This window comes from Candidatus Enterococcus testudinis (assembly GCF_002140915.1).
Classification (GTDB): Bacteria; Bacillota; Bacilli; order Lactobacillales; family Enterococcaceae; genus Enterococcus_D; species Enterococcus_D testudinis.
Map to the genome: position 1 here is coordinate 560,967 of NZ_NGKU01000001.1, position 18,525 is coordinate 579,491.

The window sequence follows — 18,525 nt, forward strand, 5'->3', positions numbered from 1 at the left end:
CGGTTTATATATCTAGTGAATTAAATATTTTTAATTAAATAGAGATGTAAAATGCTTTTTATAAAAAAGGGGGATTTGAAGCATGAAAAAACTAATAGCTTGCATGTCATTTTTATTCGTTATTTTATTAAGTGCTTGTGGAGAAAGTGAAGAGGCTGCCGAAGTTTTAGAGACAGGGAAATTAGTCATTAATGGAGACTATGTTGTGCCGCCAACAGCCCACGGAAATCCGTATATAGGTGGATATATAGGTGGGGGTGCTGAACCATATCTACAAGAGCCATTATTTTCTTTCACACCTGTTGGAACGGATGGTGAAAATTTTAAACCACGCTTAGCCGATAACTATCAAATAGATGGTAATCGAATCACTGTTCAATTAAAAAAAGGTCTCAAATGGAATGACGGCACTGAGTTAACCGTAGACGATGTCTTAACTAGCTATCAAATGTGGATTGGGAAAAAGCAATTATGGGAATTCTTAGAAGACATTGAACCAATTTCAGATGATACATTAATCTTTCACTTTAAAAATGAAAGTGAATTAATGATGAACTTATTGGTAGATGTCAAAATTTCAGCAAAAACAGATGCCTATGGTGCTTTTGCTGAACGATATCAAGAGGTTGCGGATAATGAGCGAGAGTGGCATGACGAAACCAATACATTTTGGTATTCCGAAGCGGGCAATGAAAAATTGCAAAAAATCAACGAAGAATTAGAGGAACACATGCCTGAAATTACTGATATGGTTGGTTCTGGAGCATTTGCTATCAGTAATTTATCCACCAGTGAAGCAGTACTTACACGAAATGATCATTTTTATACTGATACAGGAATTGATGAATTGACGATTATTCGTGCAGTCACCCCAGAAGTTGCTGCTAATAGCATGATTGATGGTACTTTAGATATGCATAGTGGTGGAATGACAGAAGATTTAATTAAACAAGTTGAAACCAAGTTGCCTTTCTTCCAAGAGTTTTATTTGCCGGAGTATTCTCAAATGTCTGTGGTATTTAATATCACGCAGAAGTTTGCTGAAGAAAGAGCTTTTAGAGAAGCGATTGCTTATTTAGTAAATCCAGATGAAATTTTACCATTGGCAGAAGTAGGAAGTATGGAGAGTGAGAACAGCAGCTCAGGATTGCCAGTATCATTACAGAAAGTTTTTGGTCTGGAAGACTGGGCGGTACAAACGCTAGATGCTAGGACATACAATGTGGATAAAGCAGAAGAAGTGTTATTAGCTGCTGACTGGAAAAAAGAAAATGGGTCATGGATAGATGCACAAGGCAATAAAGTGGCTTTCGATTTTTCTTGCAATAATGGATGGGGCTCAGCTTTGCTACCAGGTGAAGCAATAGTCAATGAACTCAATAATTTTGGTTTTGACGTTACATTTTTACCAATGGAAGGCGCTTCTTATGATGCATATCTTAGAAATGGGGAACATACGGTAGCGATTGAATTCGCACCGCCGTCTAATATGCTGTATGCAAATCCATATGGAACCTATGAGCAATTATATAAAGGTCGAAGCTGGTTGTTTGGTTTAACAACAGAAGAAACAGGTCAACTTTTCTTAGAAGATCATGCTGGTGGACAGATTGACGTGATTGGTTTGACGAACAAACTCTTTGATAGTAAAGAGGAAACATTTATTGAGGTAACGAAAGAGTTGATGACTGTCACTGATCACAATATTCTCTTTATACCATATTTAGAAAAAGGATTTCCTGTCCGTGTTTTAAATGAAGCCATCAATTTTGATATAGAGCCTCATGCATTGATTCAAGATCCTAGGTTTATAGGTGTGGGTGAGACAATGTTTTCTTCTTTGATTTCTGAAGAAACGATGAAAGAAAGTATGACAACAACTGTTGAATAGCCACTAACTAGTGAAACTAGGTGACGGAACAGTAGTTACCTAGTTTCATTAATATAGAACACGAGACATTCATTCCGCAATTTAAATTGAAAGGATGAAACCATGAAAAAAAAGCTAGCAAATGTCTTTATTACGATTGCGGCAGGCGTCTTTATGACATTTTTAATCATTAAAATCATGCCAGGTGACCCTGTAATGATTTTGGCGAATGAGCTTCGAAGTTCCCTAGGCATTTCCGAAGCTGATGCAATCAATCGTGCGGTTGCTATGTTGAACTATGATCCATCACAACCGCTTGTCCAACAAATTGGGCATTTTATCGCACATCTGATTCGTGGAGATTTGGGCACGTCTATACGTTTTCGAACACCTGTATTGGATATTGTTTTAAGTGCATTACCGTGGACCCTCTTTTCAGCTGGAACTGCTACTGTTTTATCCTATCTTGCGGGTACTCAAATAGGGTTATTTGTTGCATGGTCGAAAAACAAAAAAATCAATGCGGTGACGGAAATGCTGACTTCGATGATTGGCTCTTTTCCAGATTACGTTATCGGTTTTTTCCTAGTATCGATTTTCGCTGTTCAATTGACATGGTTACCTAGTCGGGGAGCTTATGCTTCACGCGTTGTGGTTGGTTTCAATGGACCATTTATCTGGAGTGTTGTTATTCATGGGATATTACCAATTGCTGCGATTTTCATTGTATATTTAGCAAACTGGATTTTAAATATGCGTGGAAGTGCAATGAACGTTATGCATCAAGAATATATTAAGTATGCAAGAGCTCGTGGTTTAAGCGATAAAGTTATTCGCGGAAAATATGTAGGTAAAAACGCCAGATTGCCGATGATTACGACACTAGGAACAACATTTGGCATGCTTCTTGGCGGAGCACCATTGATTGAAAATATTTTTTCTTATCCTGGTCTTGGCTATTACCTTAATACAGCCATAGCAGTGAGAGATATCCCGCTGATGCAAGGTATGTTCTTTATGATTATTGTAACTGTTGTGGGTGCGAATTTTATTGTGGATAGTCTGTATGGGATTTTGGATCCTAGATTAAGAAGGGGGAAATAATGTTGGATGAGCTGAAGCGTTTTATTAGAGTTATTTTAGCCAATAGACAAGCGGCCTTCGGTTTTTATGTCCTCCTAGTATTGATCGGATTTGCTGTGTTCGGAGAATGGTTGATCGGAGATCTCCCAGCAGATTATGCCAATCGCTTGCAAGGTCCTTCATGGAATCATTGGTTAGGGACAGATTTCACTGGAAGGGATACTCTTTATCAATTCATTTTAGGAACCAAAGATGTCATTATGATTGCTGCCTGTGCTGGATTCTTCTCTATTTTGATTGGCGTACTTGTAGGTATTTTCTCAGGCTATATTGGCGGTATTGTCGACAAAATTTTAATGTTAATCACAAATGTAGTGTTAACGATTCCTTCTTTCCCAGTATTGATGGCATTGTCATTAGTTATTAGTGCTGGAAATGTTTTGGCCTTCGGGTTTTTACTGGCTATTTGGAATTGGGCTGGATTGGCAAGAAGTATTCGAAGTCAAGTCATGACATTGAGAAACAGTGATTATATATTAGCTAGTCAAATGTTGGGGATGAGTAATAAATATATTGTTTTTCAAGATATTTTCCCGAGTATTGTTCCTTTCATTGTCATCAATTTTGTGTTGATCATGCGTGCATCTGTACTTGCTTCAGTTGGTCTGATGCTGCTTGGTTTAGCACCATTTAAAGGTGAGCACTGGGGAATCATGTTGAATCTAGCGATGACAAAGACAGGCGCGATGTTTGGTTCCTCTGCATGGATCTATTTGCTGACGCCTATTGTCGGAATAGTTATCTTTCAATCGTCATGCTTCATGTTTGCCAAAGGTTTGGAAGATGCATTCAACCCTAGGATCAGGAGTGAAATGAATGGATAAAATTATCGAAGCCAATCATATGACCGTATGCTTTAATTTGAAAAAAGGAAAAGAATTACGACCATTAAAAGCAATAGAAGATGTTTCTATAGCCATTGAACGTGGCGAGATTTTAGGTATTATCGGGGAAAGTGGTAGTGGGAAATCAACGTTGGCTTTCGCAATATTAAACTTGATTGATACACCAGGAGAAATTATTGATGGCGAAGTTTGTTATATTGATGGTGAAAAAAAGCAAGTGGATTTACTAACATTAAGTCTAAAAGACGAAATGGCCTATCGTTGGCAAGAAGTGGCTACAGTTTTTCAGGCAGCACAAAGTGCATTAAATCCGATTATCACAGTCGAAGAACATTTTATTGAAACCTATGCAGCCCATGTTAAGGAATGGCAAAAAGATCAACTGCTGGCTCATATTACGGAATTGATTGAATATGTAAGGTTGGACAAAAGTGTTTTGAAAATGTATCCATTTGAGTTAAGCGGGGGAATGAAGCAACGTGTTTTGATTGCACTAAGCTTATTACTAGATCCAAAGGTCATCATTCTTGATGAACCGACGACAGCACTAGATGTAATTACACAATGGTACATCTTAGAAATATTAAGAAAAATCAATCGCGAAAAAGGAATTACCATTATTTTCCTCACACACGATATCTCCATCGTTAGTTCTATGGTGGATCGAATCGCAGTCATGTATGCAGGACAAATTGTTGAAATCGGTCCAGTTGGTGAAGTTGCACAGTACCCAGGGCATCCCTATACGCAAGCTTTATTAGAGGCAATTCCCAACTTAGAAGACTCAATCGAAACTAGACAATCAATTAGAGGTGCTACTTTCAATATGTTAGAAGCTGATGGCACTTGCCGGTTTAAATCACGGTGTTCATTGGCCAGAAAAATCAATTGTGAAGGACTATCAAGTCAATGCAATCAATTATTCTCGGTATCAAATAATCACTTTGCTCGATGTGCCCATGCAAATGAAATGCGAGGGGTGAGTCATGATGAATAATTTGCTCGAAATCAGCCAATTATATAAGTCCTTTTCAAATCATGGAGAAATGATTTTGAGGGGAATCAATTTGACGATTAAAGAAGGAGAAAGTGTGGCAGTCGTTGGGGAGAGCGGTTGCGGTAAAACGACCTTAGGAAAGGTAATCGTTGATATCCATCAGCCTACTAGTGGGACCGTCAGCTATCGTGGCAAAAACATTCGTGAGATGAACAAAAAAGAATATCGTGAATATCGCTTGAAAGTTCAGATGGTACAACAAGACTCCTTTGCCGCACTCAATCCTTACAAGACAATTTATCAATCTTTAAAAGCGCCAATCGTCGCGCACAAAATCGTTAAAAGTGAACAAGAAGCACGCAAAACAGTTTCAGCATTACTTGAGGACGTCGGTTTAACGCCTACGTCACATTTTATAGACAAATATCCACATCAATTAAGTGGGGGACAAAGACAACGAATCTTGATTGCCCGAGCGATTTCGGTAAAACCGGAAATTATCGTCGCTGATGAGCCGGTTTCTATGGTAGATGTATCCTTAAGAATTTCTTTGTTGAAACTTCTACGAAAAATGAATGAAAAATACGGTATTTCTTTTGTATATATTACTCATGACTTAGCTACAGCAAGGTATATTTCGGATGATGGTAAGTTAATTGTTATGTACTTAGGTGAGATTGTTGAATTAGCAGATATAACCGAAGCAACAAGTAATCCATTGCATCCATACTTCAGAGCCTTGATAGCAGCAGTGCCAAAAGGAATCAACATTGGTCATCAGCAAATGCCAGCATTACCGCTGAAAGGGGTCGATATTCCCAATATCAAGCAACTGCCCAAAGGCTGTATTTTTCATCCTCGCTGTATTTATGCGAAAGAAACCTGTAGTCAAAATAAACCACTGTTAAGGAATTGTAATAACACGGAAGTTGCCTGTTTCTTTGCCGAGGAGATCGACAATCTTCAACAAGAAAATGAAATAGGCCATCCAGTATAATCAAATTGAAAAAAGGAGCACAAAATGATTCAAATAAACGAACTATTAGAAAAACATCGAATCCATTCTAATCGATTTACTCCAAAAAAACTTACCTTCATAGGTGTGGGAGACAAAGATGTCTACAATATAACCGCATCATTCACATTCAATGATCACGAACTTCTTGCTGGTCGGATCGAATCTCGCCATGATGAACAGTCGGTGATTGGTTTTTTTGAAGAAGAGAAAGAAAATATTTGGGTGATGGTGCCAGATGCAATTTGTTTACCATTACAAGATCCCTTTGTCACTTTCATAGATAATCAATTGATTATAGGTGGAGTCGAAGTCCATTTTGAAGAGAGCAAAGCCCACTGGCGGACAGTTTTTTATCGGTTAATCACAATTAGTGAAGTGGAAAAAGTATTCACTGGACCTTGGGGAATGAAAGATTTGCGTATAAAGCAATTAAATAATGGTCAAATTCTTGTTTTAACACGTCCACAAGGAGACAAGGGCGGTCGAGGTAAAATGGGTGCTTGCATAGTTGATCATTTAGGACAATTAACAATTAAAGCGATAGATCATGCACCGCTACTGGAAAATCAGTTTTCAGATGAAGAATGGGGTGGTGCAAATGAGATCCATTGCATAGATGATAAAGTGTTTGTTTTGGGTCATGCCGCAAAGTTTGATGATTTTGGTAACCGCCATTATTATGCGCTGACATTTGAACTAAAAGTGCCATCATTTGAAATTAGATCACCAAAAATTATTGCCGAAAGAAAAGATTTTGCTGAAGGTCCCGCTAAAAGAGAAGATCTTTATGACGTTGTTTTTAGTGGAGGTATAGAGATCAAAGATGATGAGGCAATGCTTTTTGCAGGTATCAGTGACGCTGGTGCACAAAAAATAAAAATAGAAAACCCGTTTAGATAGAGGATACCTATATGAAAATTGAACGTTTTGAAGAAAACCCATTAATTACACCAACGGATGTAATGCCGTTACATGAAGGGTATGAGGTCATTGGAGCATTTAATGGGGGTGTAGCTGAATACAATGATGAGGTGATTTTGTTGTTACGCGTTGCAGAGCGACCTATTTCAGAAGATCCTTCTATCATTAAAGCGCCTGTATATAATACGTTGACAAAGACTATGGATATTATTTCATTTGATATAAATGATCATGCCTACGATTTTGAAGATCCTAGAATGATTCGTAAAAAAGACAAGCTCGATAGTTTTGTTTATCTAACCTCATTATCTTATATCCGGATTGCACGAAGTAAAGATGGGCATCATTTTACAATTGACGATGAAGCTTTCCTTTATCCTTTTAATAACTATCAGACCTATGGTATCGAGGATGCACGCTGTACAAAAATCGAAGACAATTATTATATCAATTTTAGTTCTGTATCTCCTGTAGGTGTCTGTGACTCATTGGTGATGACCAAAGACTTTAAAACCTATGAAGACTTAGGGAATATCTTTGCACCTGAAAACAAAGATGTATTGATTTTCCCAGAAAAAATCAATGGAAATTATTATGCATTACACAGGCCATCATTGAAAAGTATTGGAAACTATGATATTTGGATTGCTTCTTCCCCAGATTTGCAAAGCTGGGGTAACCACCAGCACCTATTAGGTATTAGGGAACAAAGTTGGGAAAACGGACGGATTGGAGGAGGTCTTGTACCAATTAAAACAGCACAAGGTTGGTTGGTTATTTATCATGGTGCGACTCCGGAACATCGCTACTGTATGGGGGCAGCTTTGTTAGACTTAGCTGATCCCACAATCGTTTTGAAGCGAAGTAAGAAACCAATTATGGAGCCAGATGCACTGTATGAAAAAAATGGTTTTTTTGGTGATGTTGTGTTTGGTTGCGGCGGTATTGTTGAAGGGGATAAACTGACCATGTACTACGGGGTAGCTGACACGTCTATGGCAGGGTGCACCCTATCAATTAAAGAAATCCTACGCCAACTTGATGAGGAATAATTATGATGTGGAAAGATAAATTTGAAGAGTGGCAATTAAATCAAACATTGGCTGCTAGATACAAAGAACAGCTCGCATCCTTAGTGAATGATAAAGACAAAGAAGAGCATTTTGATGGATACTTGTCTTTTGGAACCGGTGGTATGCGAGGAGAGCTAGGTGTTGGCACCAATCGAATCAATGAGTATACGATCAAACGTGTTGCACTTGGACTAGCAAAATATGTTATTGAATCAAATGGAAAAGAGAAAGGTGTTGTTATATCTTACGATAATCGTCATTTTTCGAAAGAGTTTGCTGAGTGGACAGCATGTGTTTTGGCTAGTTATGATATCAAAGTTTTTTTGTCTGATCAATTGCGACCAACACCAGAATTGTCATTTATGGTGCGATTATTTCAGGCGTTTGCAGGGGTTATGATTACGGCAAGCCATAATCCCAAGGAATATAATGGATTTAAAGTATACGGAGCAGATGGGGGACAAATCACGTTAGAAACGGCAGACAGACTAGCAGCTATTTTAGCAACCATGACCAATGAATTAGCTATCCAAACCGACTCGCTGCCAAATTATCTATTGTCAAAACAAATTCAATATGTTGGGGAAGAAATGGATGAACAGTACCTAAGAAACATAACAGAAGTCATCCAAAATAAACAACAAGTTAAACAATCTGGCGGGGGATTATCTATTGTGTATACGCCCTTGCATGGTGCTGGAAACCAATTGATGCAAAAAGCCCTTGAGCACGTAGGTTTTTCTCAGGTACATGTTGTTGCAGAACAGTCAGTACCTGATCCTAATTTCTCGACTGTTCTTTCACCAAATCCAGAAGATCCAAATGCTTTTGAATTGGCAATAAAAGCTGCGAATAGTTATGAAGGGAAAATTATATTTGCGACGGATCCTGATGCAGATAGACTAGGTGCAGTGGTGATGAGAGAAGGAAAACCTAATTTATTGAATGGTAACCAGATAGGTGTTTTATTGCTCGATTATCTCATTAAAGAAAAGCAACGTCAGGGACATTCACTGACTGACTATTTTATTGCTAAAACAATTGTTACTTCTGATTTAGGGGAGAAAATTGCGAATCAATATGGAATAGAAACCAGAAATACTCTGACAGGATTTAAATTTATTGGTGAACAAATCCAACAATCCGAAGAGAAACAGGATAAAGAGTTCCTACTAGGATACGAAGAGAGCTATGGCTACTTGATTGCACCATTTGTGAGAGATAAAGATGCGATTCAATCTGCCGTACTGCTTGCTGAAATTGCATTAGATTGCAAGTTGAATAATCAAGATTTAATTGATCGTTTGGATAGGATAGCGGAAGAATTTGGCTATTATCAAGAATATTTAGAAACGGTTTCGTTTACCGGGAAAGATGGACTGAAGGCAATGAATCAACAACTTGAATTTTTTCGGACTCATCCTTTTGAAAAATTAGGTTCATTTCAGTTATTATCGAAAGAAGACTATCTTGTTTCAGAAAGTTGTGATTCTTCAGGTTTGATCACACCACTGAGCTTACCGAAATCTAATGTTTTGAAATATCGATTTACTGATGGATCATGGATTTGTCTAAGGCCTTCAGGGACTGAACCCAAGTTTAAAATCTATTACTCTGTCAATGCGAAGACGGAAGAAGCATCTAGGAATAATTTATCACAATTGAAAGATGCTTTTAGTTATTTGATTGAGAAATCTGATAGTATATATTAAATATCTAAAAAAGAATGGGGGAAGTGATAGTCATCGCTTTCCCCATTCTTTTTGACAAATCCCCCCAACTGTCCAATTCTCAAAAAATCACAAAGGTTATCATTTGAAGTATTTCACCCTAAGGACTACGATGAATCCGTAAGTTGAACAAAACATCTAAACACGAAGGAGCGAAATCACATGAAGAAAAAAATGATCTTACTGGGTATCGGCTTAGGTATCGTTGCGGCAGGTGCTGGATATTTGGCGAAGAAGACCGGTTTTTTTGAGGATGATGCTTGGTTATATGATGAATATGATTCAACATTGAACTAGCCAGAAGTAGTGGACGAACGATTAGGAGGAAGCACAATGCAAAAGAAAAAAGCAATCATGATCGGTGCAGGATTATCCAATATGGCAGCAGCTGTTTACCTGATTCAAGAAGGCCATTGGCAAGGCGACCAAATCACTTTTTATTCACTCGATGACCATGGATCAAATGATGGGGCACCAACTGAAGATGTCGCAGATGAATACTGGAATAAACATCACCCAATGGAGAATCAAAAAGGTTATGTGGCCCGCGGTGGCCGGATGTTAAATTATCGCACCTATGTTGATTTGATGGACTTGTTGGATCGGATTCCCTCTGCGACTGAACCCAACATGACGGCTGCCGAGGACACCCGCGATTTCGATGCCAAGCATCGGACGTTTGATAAAGCACGGTTGTTGGAAGGTGGGAAAGGGATTATTGATGGCGGTCATTTAGGGCTGAATAACAAAAGCCGCATGCTGTTGACACAGATGATCATGATGCCAGATTCAGAGGAAGAAAAACTCGACAATGTGACAATTGCTGAATATTTCAAGGAAGATCCGGCATTCTTTGAATCAAACTTTTGGTTTATGTGGGAAACGACCTTTGCATTTCGGACCCGTAGTTCAGCGCAAGAATTGCGTCGGTACATGCATCAAATGGTCTATGAATTTACCCAAATCGAACATTTAGTCGGTGTCAATCGGACCCGCTACAATCAATATGAAAGTATTATGCTGCCGTTGATCAATTATTTGAAAGAGCAAGGTTGTCACATCGTGTTGGATCGATTGGTGACGGATTGGGCATTTAAAGAAACTGCGATGCAAGATGAAATCACGGTCACTGGTTTGCACATGCGCAATGTAAAGACCAATACGGATGAATTTGTTTCAGTAGACGAAGATACGGCGGTCATCTTTACCAATGGATCCATCACAGATTCAGCAACATTGGGAGATTTCGACACACCAGCGGCTGAAAACATGGATTATGGTGCAGCGTCAAGCTTGTGGAAAAAGGCTGCTGAACGTTTTTACAACGTTGGTAATCCAGACAAATTCTTTGCTGATCGTGATGCCAGTGAGTGGGTCAGTTTTACGTTGACGACCAAAGATCATTTGCTGCTGAATGAAATCACACGCATTACCACTCAAGAACCAGGCAATGCGTTGAACTCGTTTATTTCAACTACACCTATCACAGCTTTGAATCAAAAAGACGTCAACATGTCGATCGTGGTTCATCATCAACCGCATTTTACCAGTCAAAAACCAAATGAAACCGTGATTTGGGGCTACTTCTTATATCCGCGACGGATTGGCGAGTTTGTCAATAAAGCGTATATAGAAATGAATGGGAAAGAAATGGTTCAAGAGTTGATTGGTCAGTTATCAAAAGTGGATCCAGGACCAGGGAATATCCGTGAGAAGGAAGCGCTGATCATGGAGAGTGTTATCAACAATATCCCTGTGTATATGCCTTATGCTTCAGCCTTATTTAACAATCGCGCCAAAAGTGATCGGCCAAAAGTGATCCCAGCTCATGCAACCAACTTGGCATTTACCGGTGAGTTTGTTGAACAACCGTATCAAATGATTTTCACAGAACAAAGTGCTGTTCGCTCAGGAGAAATCGCCGCATTTCATTTTGCGGGTATCCCCATGTCACGCTTGGTACCAACACCACGATATGACAAAGATTTGAAGACGTTGGCGCGGGCAGCTAAGAAAATGTTCGCTTGATCTAATGACATGACATCACACAAAAAAGCTGCTTCCTTTATCCTGTAATAAAAGGGTGCAGCTTTTTTGGTATAGATGATTTTGCAAACAATAAAACAACTGTGTGGGTAAGTTTTCTGGAATATGTCAGCTAATTTATAACAGTAAATTATTTTCATATAGAACTCAGAATCAGACGAATCGTGTTTTGATACCAAATGAAATTGTCAAAGACGCCTCTTCGACAGACATTCCATTGTTACAAATTCCCCGATGAAATAACACTGATCGTTTTTACTCCCCAGCAAGCGCTATTGTTTCTATACCAAGGATACATAACTTAAGGTATACTTGGTTTGAAATGTGACGAAATGTACCTTAAATAAAAGGAGTAGCAACATGAAAAGTAATGAAGTAATCAAGGTGTTACGTGAAGAGCGGGGCTTCACGATTGCTCGATTGGCTGAAGGAATCATGAGCCGAGAAACGCTGAACAAATTTGAACTAAGAGGCACATCCATGTCTTCGGAAAAACTGACTCAGATTCTCTCTAAATTGAATGTGACCTATGAAGAATATCTCAATCGTTTGGATATGCCTAGCATGGATAGCAAAAAAGTCTACGACCGTCTATTTAGACAAGCGCTAATGCATCCCAATGAGGTGAAGTATCAGGCGTTGTTGCAGCAGTTATCCGAGCAGTATGCGGAGACCGAAGATGTCTTTTTTCAAATCAAAATAGAACAGTTTACGATAGAATACAATTATATGAAGCATCATACCTTGGCGGGGAGTCAGTCTGGCATCGACTACATCACCGACTATTTAAACAGTATTGATACGTGGGGAAAATTTGAGATTTCAATTTTTGGCAGTTGTATGTTTGCCTTTTCGAATGACTATATCTATGGAAATTTGAATCGATTGAATCGCCGGATCCATACATTTATCAAAGAGTCGCCGATCCACAGCGATTTCTCTCACATTTTATTGAATGCATTGATTTTGTTGGTGGCGATTCGCAAGGATTATACGTATGGACCTAAATTGTTGGCACAACTGTTTGAATACACGGATGATCCCAACTATATGTATGAAAAGATTTGCGGCAATATTTTTAGTAAAGTGATCGAAAAGAAAGACCAATTTACGATCAGTGATGTCGAAAAAGAGCGATCGATTTTGACCTATCTGGGTTATGAAGATGTAGCAAAAGGTATTGAAGAAGTGTTAGTCGCTCATAATTGTTGATACACACGCAATACAGCCCAACATGCCAGTGAAGAATGGTATGTTGGGCTATTTTTTTTCGAGTAACTGATTTATGATGCTTTTTGCAAGGCACGCTTCTTGGTGTAGCGGCGATGCAGCTGTTTCATCCATTTTTCAATAAAACGGTGCATATAGGTAGCATAATTCAAGAGGGCAATCAGTAAAATCATATTGATATAGGTGGTGTTGCCTAGATTGAATAGGTTTTGGCCAATAATCAAGGCGACAAAGTAGAAAAATTGTGTACAAAAGAAAATCGTCGTCCGATAGTGGTTGATTGGCGGATAGACTTTTCTTTGCAGCAGCCGATAGTTCCAAGCTGTAAAAATAATACTCATGATCGATAGGGCTTGTGTGCTGCTATTGAACCAGTATCCCACATTAATGATCAACAAGGTGCCAATCGAAATCGTGAGCGCCGTTGGAAAGGCGTTTTGGAAAATCGTTGTCATGAAATCCCCTTTGATCCGCTTGAAATCAGGTTCAAAGTTCAAGAAGAATGTAGGAATGCCGACAAAGCAGGCATTGATCATGGTTAATTGTATTGGTTCAAAAGGATACGTTGTGCCTGACAGCAATGTACCGATCGTGATGATGATCGAGAACAACACTTGGACCAACACCAATGAACCAGAGCGGGTGATATTGTTGATGACCCGTCGGCCTTCATCCATGACGGAAGGCAGTGCTGCAAATTGATTGTCCAGTAACACCAAATTCGATACTTGTCGGGCAGCATCTACACCTGAAGCCATTGCAATCGAGCAATCAGATGCTTTCAAAGCAAGGACGTCATTGACGCCATCGCCGGTCATAGCAACCGTATGGCCAAGTTCTTTGAGATAAAGCACCATGGCTTTCTTTTGTTGCGGTGTGACACGACCGAAAATTTGGTACGTGCCAACAGCTTCCTTCAATTCAGCGTCAGTCAATGAGGAGACATCGATATACGCTGAAGCTCCTGGTAAATTGACTTTTTGCGCGATCTGGCTGACAGTGACAGGATCATCACCTGAAATGACTTTACATTGAATGCCTTGGGACCGGAAGTAGTCCAAAGTTGTTTCGGCATCTGACCGAATCGTGTCTGACAATAGGAAGAAGCCTAAGGGCGTAATGTCTGTCAACGTCTTTTCCGTTTCGTAGGCTTGTTTGCTATGGGCCAGTAAGATTACGCGATGACCTGCACTGGCAAAGGCATGTTCTTGGTCCAACACTGACTGATAGGCATCAGATAGCAGCATGGACGCGGCTCCAATGAAGTATGTGCCCCTTTCAGCAAACGTGACGCAACTAAATTTACGGTCAGATGAAAAAGGGGTCACATGCGTCATCGTAAAGGTGGATACAGGCGCAAAATGTTCCTTTAAGGCTAATGCTGTTGGGTTTTGATCCGGCAGGTGGGCCAGCAGATTGCCTGTGATCTCGGTCAGGTCTGTTTCGGCAGCGAGAGGGATCACCTTTTCCACGGTCATTTTTCCTTCTGTGATCGTGCCGGTTTTGTCCAAACAAATCACATCGACCCGTGCCAAAGTATCGATACAGTTCAATTCTTGTACCAATACACGACGTCTGGCCAAGTAGACTGCACTGATTGTGAGGGTCACACTGGTCAATAGGAAGAGGCCTTCGGGAAACATGCCCACCGCTGCGGCCACGGTCCGCAAAATTGCGGTATTGAAGGACGCCTGTGAGAATAGATATTGTTTCACGAACAAAAGGCTGCATAGCGGTACCAGTATCAAACTGATCCAACGGATGATTTTGTTTAAGCTGCCTTGGATCAAGTACGTCTGGCGCTTGCTGGATTTGGCCTCTTTGTTGATTTTTTCGATATAATTGTCTGCGCCGACATGGGTCACTTGGCAGACGGCTTCCCCTGATGTGATGAAACTACCAGAGAACAAGGAATCTGCTGTTTGTTTATAAATACTATCTACTTCACCCGTCAACAGCGATTCATTGACTTCCAGCGTACCTTCGATGATTTTGGCATCTGTCGGTACTTGATCTCCGCTTTTCAATACGATTTGATCGTCTAAAACCAGCTTTTCAATCGGCAAGTTTGCCAAAACACCGTCGCGATAGACATCGACTTTGGCTACTTTTAACAAAGCCATTTTATCAAGGGTTCGTTTTGCGCGGATTTCTTGAAATAGGTTGATGATGACATTGCTGAAAACCACAAAAACAAACAACCCGTTTTGGTAGGCCCCTGTTAAGCAGACGAGGAAAAACAGCAGTGTATTGATCAAATTGAAAAAAGTGAATATATTGGTGAATATAATTTTTGGATAACCATTTGAATGGTCTTTTTTTGTTTTGTTGACGGCCCCGCGTTGCACACGCGCTTTTACTTCTGCTGTCGTCAATCCACGTGCATCTTTGTGTTCGATCCTACTCATCCTTTCTGTATGTTGTCTACTAATTAGTCTACCGATTTGGATGAAAGCTGTAATCGGTCTTGGGTAGGGGATATATCCTATGATTATGTTTCTGACTTTTATGAACAAAATAAATGTACTGTGTAAAATATAGCATACTCTGCTAGGGAGCAGTCGTTTCATTTTTGTCACTTGGTTGTTAGGTGATGTAAGTAAGGTGAGGACTTTTTGTAGAAAATGAGGTATGGTGTGAGAGAGGCATTCAGCCAGCAAAAGGAGCGTATCACACATGGAAAACAAACAAACTTCAATGGACCGTATCAATCAATTTAGAGATGACCGTAATTGGCGTCAGTTTCATAATGAAAAAGACTTGGCTTTGTCGATTTCAATCGAAGCCGCAGAGTTGCTGGAAATTTTTCAATGGAAAACATCAGAAGAAGCTTTGGCAGATTTTGAACACTTAAAAGAAGAAATCGCGGATGTGCTGATTTATAGTTACATGTTGGCGGATAATCTAAAGCTGGATATCGATACGATCATTCAAGAAAAACTGATCAAGAACAATAGAAAGTATCCCGTCGATCAGAGTCGAGGTTTGAAATAGGGGAGATATTTTTTTGTTAAATTTGAAGTTAACTTCAAAAAAACTTGGAATTCCGGAAAATTTGAAGTTAACTTCAAATAATGGTAAAATATATCAAAATTGGAAGTTGAGGTGGAGATTCCATGTTTTCAAGACCTGCATATCTTTCACAATTGATTCAGTTTAAGGATAGCGATTTTATCAAAGTGATTACAGGCGTGCGACGCGCTGGAAAGTCTGTGTTACTACAACTGTATAAAGATTACTTGATTGAATCAGGCGTTCCGGATGATCATATTATTTATATGAATTTCGAGAGTTTCGACTATCAAATGATTAATACTGAAGAAAAACTCCATGCAAAGTTGGCTGCATTATTACCAAAAGACCAAAAGAAGTTTTATCTTTTGTTAGACGAAATACAGGCAGTTCAAGGTTGGCAAAGGGTCATCAATGGGGTGCGGGTGAGTTATAATAGTGATATTGTGATCACTGGTTCAAATGCCAATATGTTATCAGGAGAATTAGCCACCCTTTTGAGTGGGCGGTATATCGAGATTCCTATTTATCCCTTGTCTTTCCAAGAATTTCTGACTGTTAAACAAATCGACAAAGATACGCGTCATGTGGATTCTGCCTATCAAGAATATGAGATGTTTGGTGGTTTTCCGAGTGTCGTGATTGCTGATCAGTCGATTAAAGATACGATTCTATCAGGCATCTTTGACACAATTATTTTGAATGATGTCGCTTTGAGAGCGGGTATCAAAGACGCTGAAATATTGAAATCAATCGTTCGATTTTTAGCAGATAATGTTGGTCAATTGGTCAATACATCAAAAATTGCCCATACACTTAGAAGTGAAGGCATCGACACATCCAATCATACAGTCAATCGTTATTTAGCATTGCTGGAAAGTGGTTTTTTGTTTTATCGAGTCCGTCAATACGACATTCGAGGTCGCGAATTTTTAAGAACAAATGGGAAGTACTTTATTGTTGATGCGGGTTTGAGAAGGCATGCGGTTGGCAAGAAAGATGGTAATTACAGCAATAGATTAGAAAATATTGTCTTTATGGAATTGTTGCGCAGAGGCTATACAGTCGATATAGGCAAAATCAATCATAAAGAAATTGATTTTGTTGCCAGAAGATTGGACGAAACATTGTATATCCAAGTGGCCTATCAATTGCCGGATAATTCTCACGAAACCGACAACCTGCTGCATATCAAAGACAATTATCAAAAAATAGTCATCACTGGCAGATACAGTGAAGTCACTCAAGTGGATGGAATTCCAATTGTTTATATAGTGGATTGGTTGTTATCAGAGTAGACGAAACGTATGCGAAAAAAACGAACGCTTTTCAGGTTCGTTTTTTTGCTTCATAATCTATTTTATTTCAATGTCCACTCGTAAACTTAATACCAAGAATCCCCACAATCAATAACACCACGAAAAACCAGGTCAAAAGTGACAATTGATCTTTGAACAAAATCACCCCAACGATAATCGAACCGACTGCACCGATGCCCGTCCAGACTGGATAAGCGATACTCAATGGCAGTTGTTTGACCGCTAATGCCAAGAACCCAAAACTAAAGACCATACCAATCACTGTGGCAAGACTGTACCAAAGATGTGTAAAACCATTACTCAATTTCATCGTACTTGCCCATACTACTTCGAATAAACCACCCAATACTAAATAGAACCATGTCATCTGACATTCCTCCTTATACATAAAAAAAAGCATCTAACCACTCTACAAGACCTAAAGAGTTGGCTACATACTTGGATCACCCGGTGGTGACGTTTTTTTATAATGAAGCTATTATTGCACATTTAGTCAGTTGGGTCAAACAAAGCGTAAATGGTATGATTTGTTCGATCCCATTCGATACCGTATAATAGTGATATAGTAAAAAAAGACGAGGTGGAAAAGATGAAAAAAATTACAGCTTTGTGGATGTTGCCAACGCTATTGTTATTGGCTGCCTGTGGAGGTAGTACAACCAATTCATCTAGTACCAGTAGCCAAACGAGTAGTGAATCCTCTGTTTCCTCCACGATGGCTAGCCAATCATCGACGGAAATGAGCACCACAGCCAGTACAGCGGATGCAACGCAAACAACGCAAACGTCAAGCACAGAAACTGAAGAGCAAACGACACGTTGGAATGAAACAAAGGCCGATCAATTGGCCGATTTCATGGAGGATTGGGGCACGGAGATGGAGCAACGTTATCAAGCGTATAGCCCAGGAAATACTGTTGATTTATACGGGTTGGCTTTGCCTGATGGCGTGCTAAGTGGGTCAGATAAATGGCAGGCGGTGATCGATGGCACACCAATCGATATTGCATGGTCAGAAACTGGTGAATCAGAGGCAGAGTATACGTTGGTCGCTGTCTATTCTGATGCTGAGACGCAAGATTATTTAGAAAAACATGTCTACTTCTTTACGATTCATCAGGGGGAACCAATGGTATTGGTCACGAGTCAAAACCAAGGCAATGAACAGAATTATTTGTATTTTTCTGAAACCGAAAATGCAGCGTTGAAAGATGGGTTTCGAGATATTGTGATGGGTGATTAAACAATAGGTTTGAGTGGTATAGAATAATTGAATCAAACAAAAAGATGTGCCAACGCACATCTTTTTGTTTGGATCGAT

16 protein-coding genes are annotated in these 18,525 nt (G+C 39.5%); 14 read left to right on the forward strand and 2 right to left on the reverse strand.

Features of this window, described 5'->3' with window-relative positions:
- Positions 1–82 precede the first annotated feature (82 nt).
- The 11 genes from A5886_RS02765 to A5886_RS02815 all read left to right on the forward strand — a co-directional run bounded on the left by A5886_RS02765 (position 83) and on the right by A5886_RS02815 (position 12,855).
- Positions 83–1,891, forward strand: coding sequence for an ABC transporter substrate-binding protein (locus A5886_RS02765; RefSeq protein ID WP_086273532.1), 1,809 nt, complete (start codon positions 83–85; stop codon positions 1,889–1,891).
- A gap of 102 nt (positions 1,892–1,993) precedes the next feature.
- Positions 1,994–2,974: an ABC transporter permease gene (locus A5886_RS02770; protein ID WP_086273533.1), complete on the forward strand. Its 981-nt coding sequence runs from the start codon at positions 1,994–1,996 to the stop codon at positions 2,972–2,974.
- 2 nt (positions 2,975–2,976) lie between these two features.
- Entirely contained in the window at positions 2,977–3,837 is an 861-nt protein-coding gene (locus tag A5886_RS02775) for an ABC transporter permease (protein WP_086275965.1), read from the forward strand.
- On the forward strand, positions 3,830–4,855 hold the full coding sequence (locus A5886_RS02780; protein WP_086273534.1) for an ABC transporter ATP-binding protein: 1,026 nt from the start codon (positions 3,830–3,832) through the stop codon (positions 4,853–4,855). The genes A5886_RS02775 and A5886_RS02780 overlap by 8 nt, the downstream gene beginning before the upstream one ends.
- Entirely contained in the window at positions 4,848–5,852 is a 1,005-nt protein-coding gene (locus tag A5886_RS02785) for an ABC transporter ATP-binding protein (RefSeq protein ID WP_086273535.1), read from the forward strand. Before A5886_RS02780 ends, A5886_RS02785 begins: the two co-directional genes overlap by 8 nt.
- 24 nt (positions 5,853–5,876) lie before the next feature.
- Complete coding sequence (locus tag A5886_RS02790) at positions 5,877–6,773, forward strand: DUF1861 family protein (RefSeq protein ID WP_086273536.1); 897 nt, start codon at positions 5,877–5,879, stop codon at positions 6,771–6,773.
- Positions 6,774–6,784: 11 nt separating this feature from the next.
- A complete protein-coding gene (locus A5886_RS02795) occupies positions 6,785–7,846 on the forward strand; it encodes a BtaManbiosPhlase (RefSeq protein ID WP_086273537.1) in 1,062 nt (353 codons plus the stop codon).
- Positions 7,847–7,848: 2 nt separating this feature from the next.
- A complete protein-coding gene (locus tag A5886_RS02800; RefSeq protein ID WP_086273538.1) occupies positions 7,849–9,579 on the forward strand; it encodes a phospho-sugar mutase in 1,731 nt (576 codons plus the stop codon).
- A gap of 180 nt (positions 9,580–9,759) precedes the next feature.
- On the forward strand, positions 9,760–9,894 hold the full coding sequence (locus tag A5886_RS02805) for a methanol dehydrogenase (protein ID WP_086273539.1): 135 nt from the start codon (positions 9,760–9,762) through the stop codon (positions 9,892–9,894).
- 36 nt (positions 9,895–9,930) lie between these two features.
- On the forward strand, positions 9,931–11,625 hold the full coding sequence (locus A5886_RS02810; protein ID WP_086273540.1) for an oleate hydratase: 1,695 nt from the start codon (positions 9,931–9,933) through the stop codon (positions 11,623–11,625).
- Between the two features lie 378 nt (positions 11,626–12,003).
- A complete protein-coding gene (locus tag A5886_RS02815) occupies positions 12,004–12,855 on the forward strand; it encodes a helix-turn-helix domain-containing protein (protein WP_086273541.1) in 852 nt (283 codons plus the stop codon).
- Positions 12,856–12,926: 71 nt separating this feature from the next.
- Here the strand turns inward: A5886_RS02815 and A5886_RS02820 are convergent, their stop codons facing one another.
- Positions 12,927–15,281, reverse strand: coding sequence for an HAD-IC family P-type ATPase (locus tag A5886_RS02820; RefSeq protein WP_086273542.1), 2,355 nt, complete (start codon positions 15,279–15,281; stop codon positions 12,927–12,929).
- Positions 15,282–15,549: 268 nt separating this feature from the next.
- On the opposite strand from A5886_RS02820, the gene A5886_RS02825 reads away from it, so the two are divergent.
- Both A5886_RS02825 and A5886_RS02830 read left to right on the forward strand, forming a co-directional pair.
- Positions 15,550–15,867 carry a nucleotide pyrophosphohydrolase gene (locus tag A5886_RS02825; RefSeq protein WP_086273543.1) on the forward strand — a complete coding sequence of 106 codons (318 nt, stop codon included), beginning with the start codon at positions 15,550–15,552 and terminating at the stop codon, positions 15,865–15,867.
- Between the two features lie 122 nt (positions 15,868–15,989).
- Complete coding sequence (locus tag A5886_RS02830; protein WP_086273544.1) at positions 15,990–17,183, forward strand: ATP-binding protein; 1,194 nt, start codon at positions 15,990–15,992, stop codon at positions 17,181–17,183.
- A 67-nt stretch (positions 17,184–17,250) separates the two neighbouring features.
- Here the strand turns inward: A5886_RS02830 and A5886_RS02835 are convergent, their stop codons facing one another.
- Entirely contained in the window at positions 17,251–17,571 is a 321-nt protein-coding gene (locus A5886_RS02835; protein ID WP_086273545.1) for a DMT family transporter, read from the reverse strand.
- A gap of 222 nt (positions 17,572–17,793) precedes the next feature.
- On the opposite strand from A5886_RS02835, the gene A5886_RS02840 reads away from it, so the two are divergent.
- Entirely contained in the window at positions 17,794–18,447 is a 654-nt protein-coding gene (locus A5886_RS02840) for a DUF4767 domain-containing protein (protein WP_086273546.1), read from the forward strand.
- The last annotated feature ends 78 nt before the right edge of the window (positions 18,448–18,525 follow it).

Excerpts from the sequence above, each read along its gene's own strand:
- A5886_RS02770 (WP_086273533.1), top strand. The coding sequence starts at position 1,994 with ATGAAAAAAAAGCTAGCAAATGTCTTTATTACGATTGCGGCAGGCGTC.
- A5886_RS02800 (WP_086273538.1), top strand. The coding sequence starts at position 7,849 with ATGATGTGGAAAGATAAATTTGAAGAGTGGCAATTAAATCAAACATTG.
- A5886_RS02820 (WP_086273542.1), bottom strand. The coding sequence starts at position 15,281 with ATGAGTAGGATCGAACACAAAGATGCACGTGGATTGACGACAGCAGAA.
- A5886_RS02765 (WP_086273532.1), top strand. The coding sequence starts at position 83 with ATGAAAAAACTAATAGCTTGCATGTCATTTTTATTCGTTATTTTATTA.
- A5886_RS02810 (WP_086273540.1), top strand. The coding sequence starts at position 9,931 with ATGCAAAAGAAAAAAGCAATCATGATCGGTGCAGGATTATCCAATATG.
- A5886_RS02825 (WP_086273543.1), top strand. The coding sequence starts at position 15,550 with ATGGAAAACAAACAAACTTCAATGGACCGTATCAATCAATTTAGAGAT.
- A5886_RS02805 (WP_086273539.1), top strand. The coding sequence starts at position 9,760 with ATGAAGAAAAAAATGATCTTACTGGGTATCGGCTTAGGTATCGTTGCG.
- A5886_RS02795 (WP_086273537.1), top strand. The coding sequence starts at position 6,785 with ATGAAAATTGAACGTTTTGAAGAAAACCCATTAATTACACCAACGGAT.
- A5886_RS02835 (WP_086273545.1), bottom strand. The coding sequence starts at position 17,571 with ATGACATGGTTCTATTTAGTATTGGGTGGTTTATTCGAAGTAGTATGG.
- A5886_RS02840 (WP_086273546.1), top strand. The coding sequence starts at position 17,794 with ATGAAAAAAATTACAGCTTTGTGGATGTTGCCAACGCTATTGTTATTG.
- A5886_RS02830 (WP_086273544.1), top strand. The coding sequence starts at position 15,990 with ATGTTTTCAAGACCTGCATATCTTTCACAATTGATTCAGTTTAAGGAT.
- A5886_RS02790 (WP_086273536.1), top strand. The coding sequence starts at position 5,877 with ATGATTCAAATAAACGAACTATTAGAAAAACATCGAATCCATTCTAAT.
- A5886_RS02815 (WP_086273541.1), top strand. The coding sequence starts at position 12,004 with ATGAAAAGTAATGAAGTAATCAAGGTGTTACGTGAAGAGCGGGGCTTC.
- A5886_RS02785 (WP_086273535.1), top strand. The coding sequence starts at position 4,848 with ATGAATAATTTGCTCGAAATCAGCCAATTATATAAGTCCTTTTCAAAT.
- A5886_RS02780 (WP_086273534.1), top strand. The coding sequence starts at position 3,830 with ATGGATAAAATTATCGAAGCCAATCATATGACCGTATGCTTTAATTTG.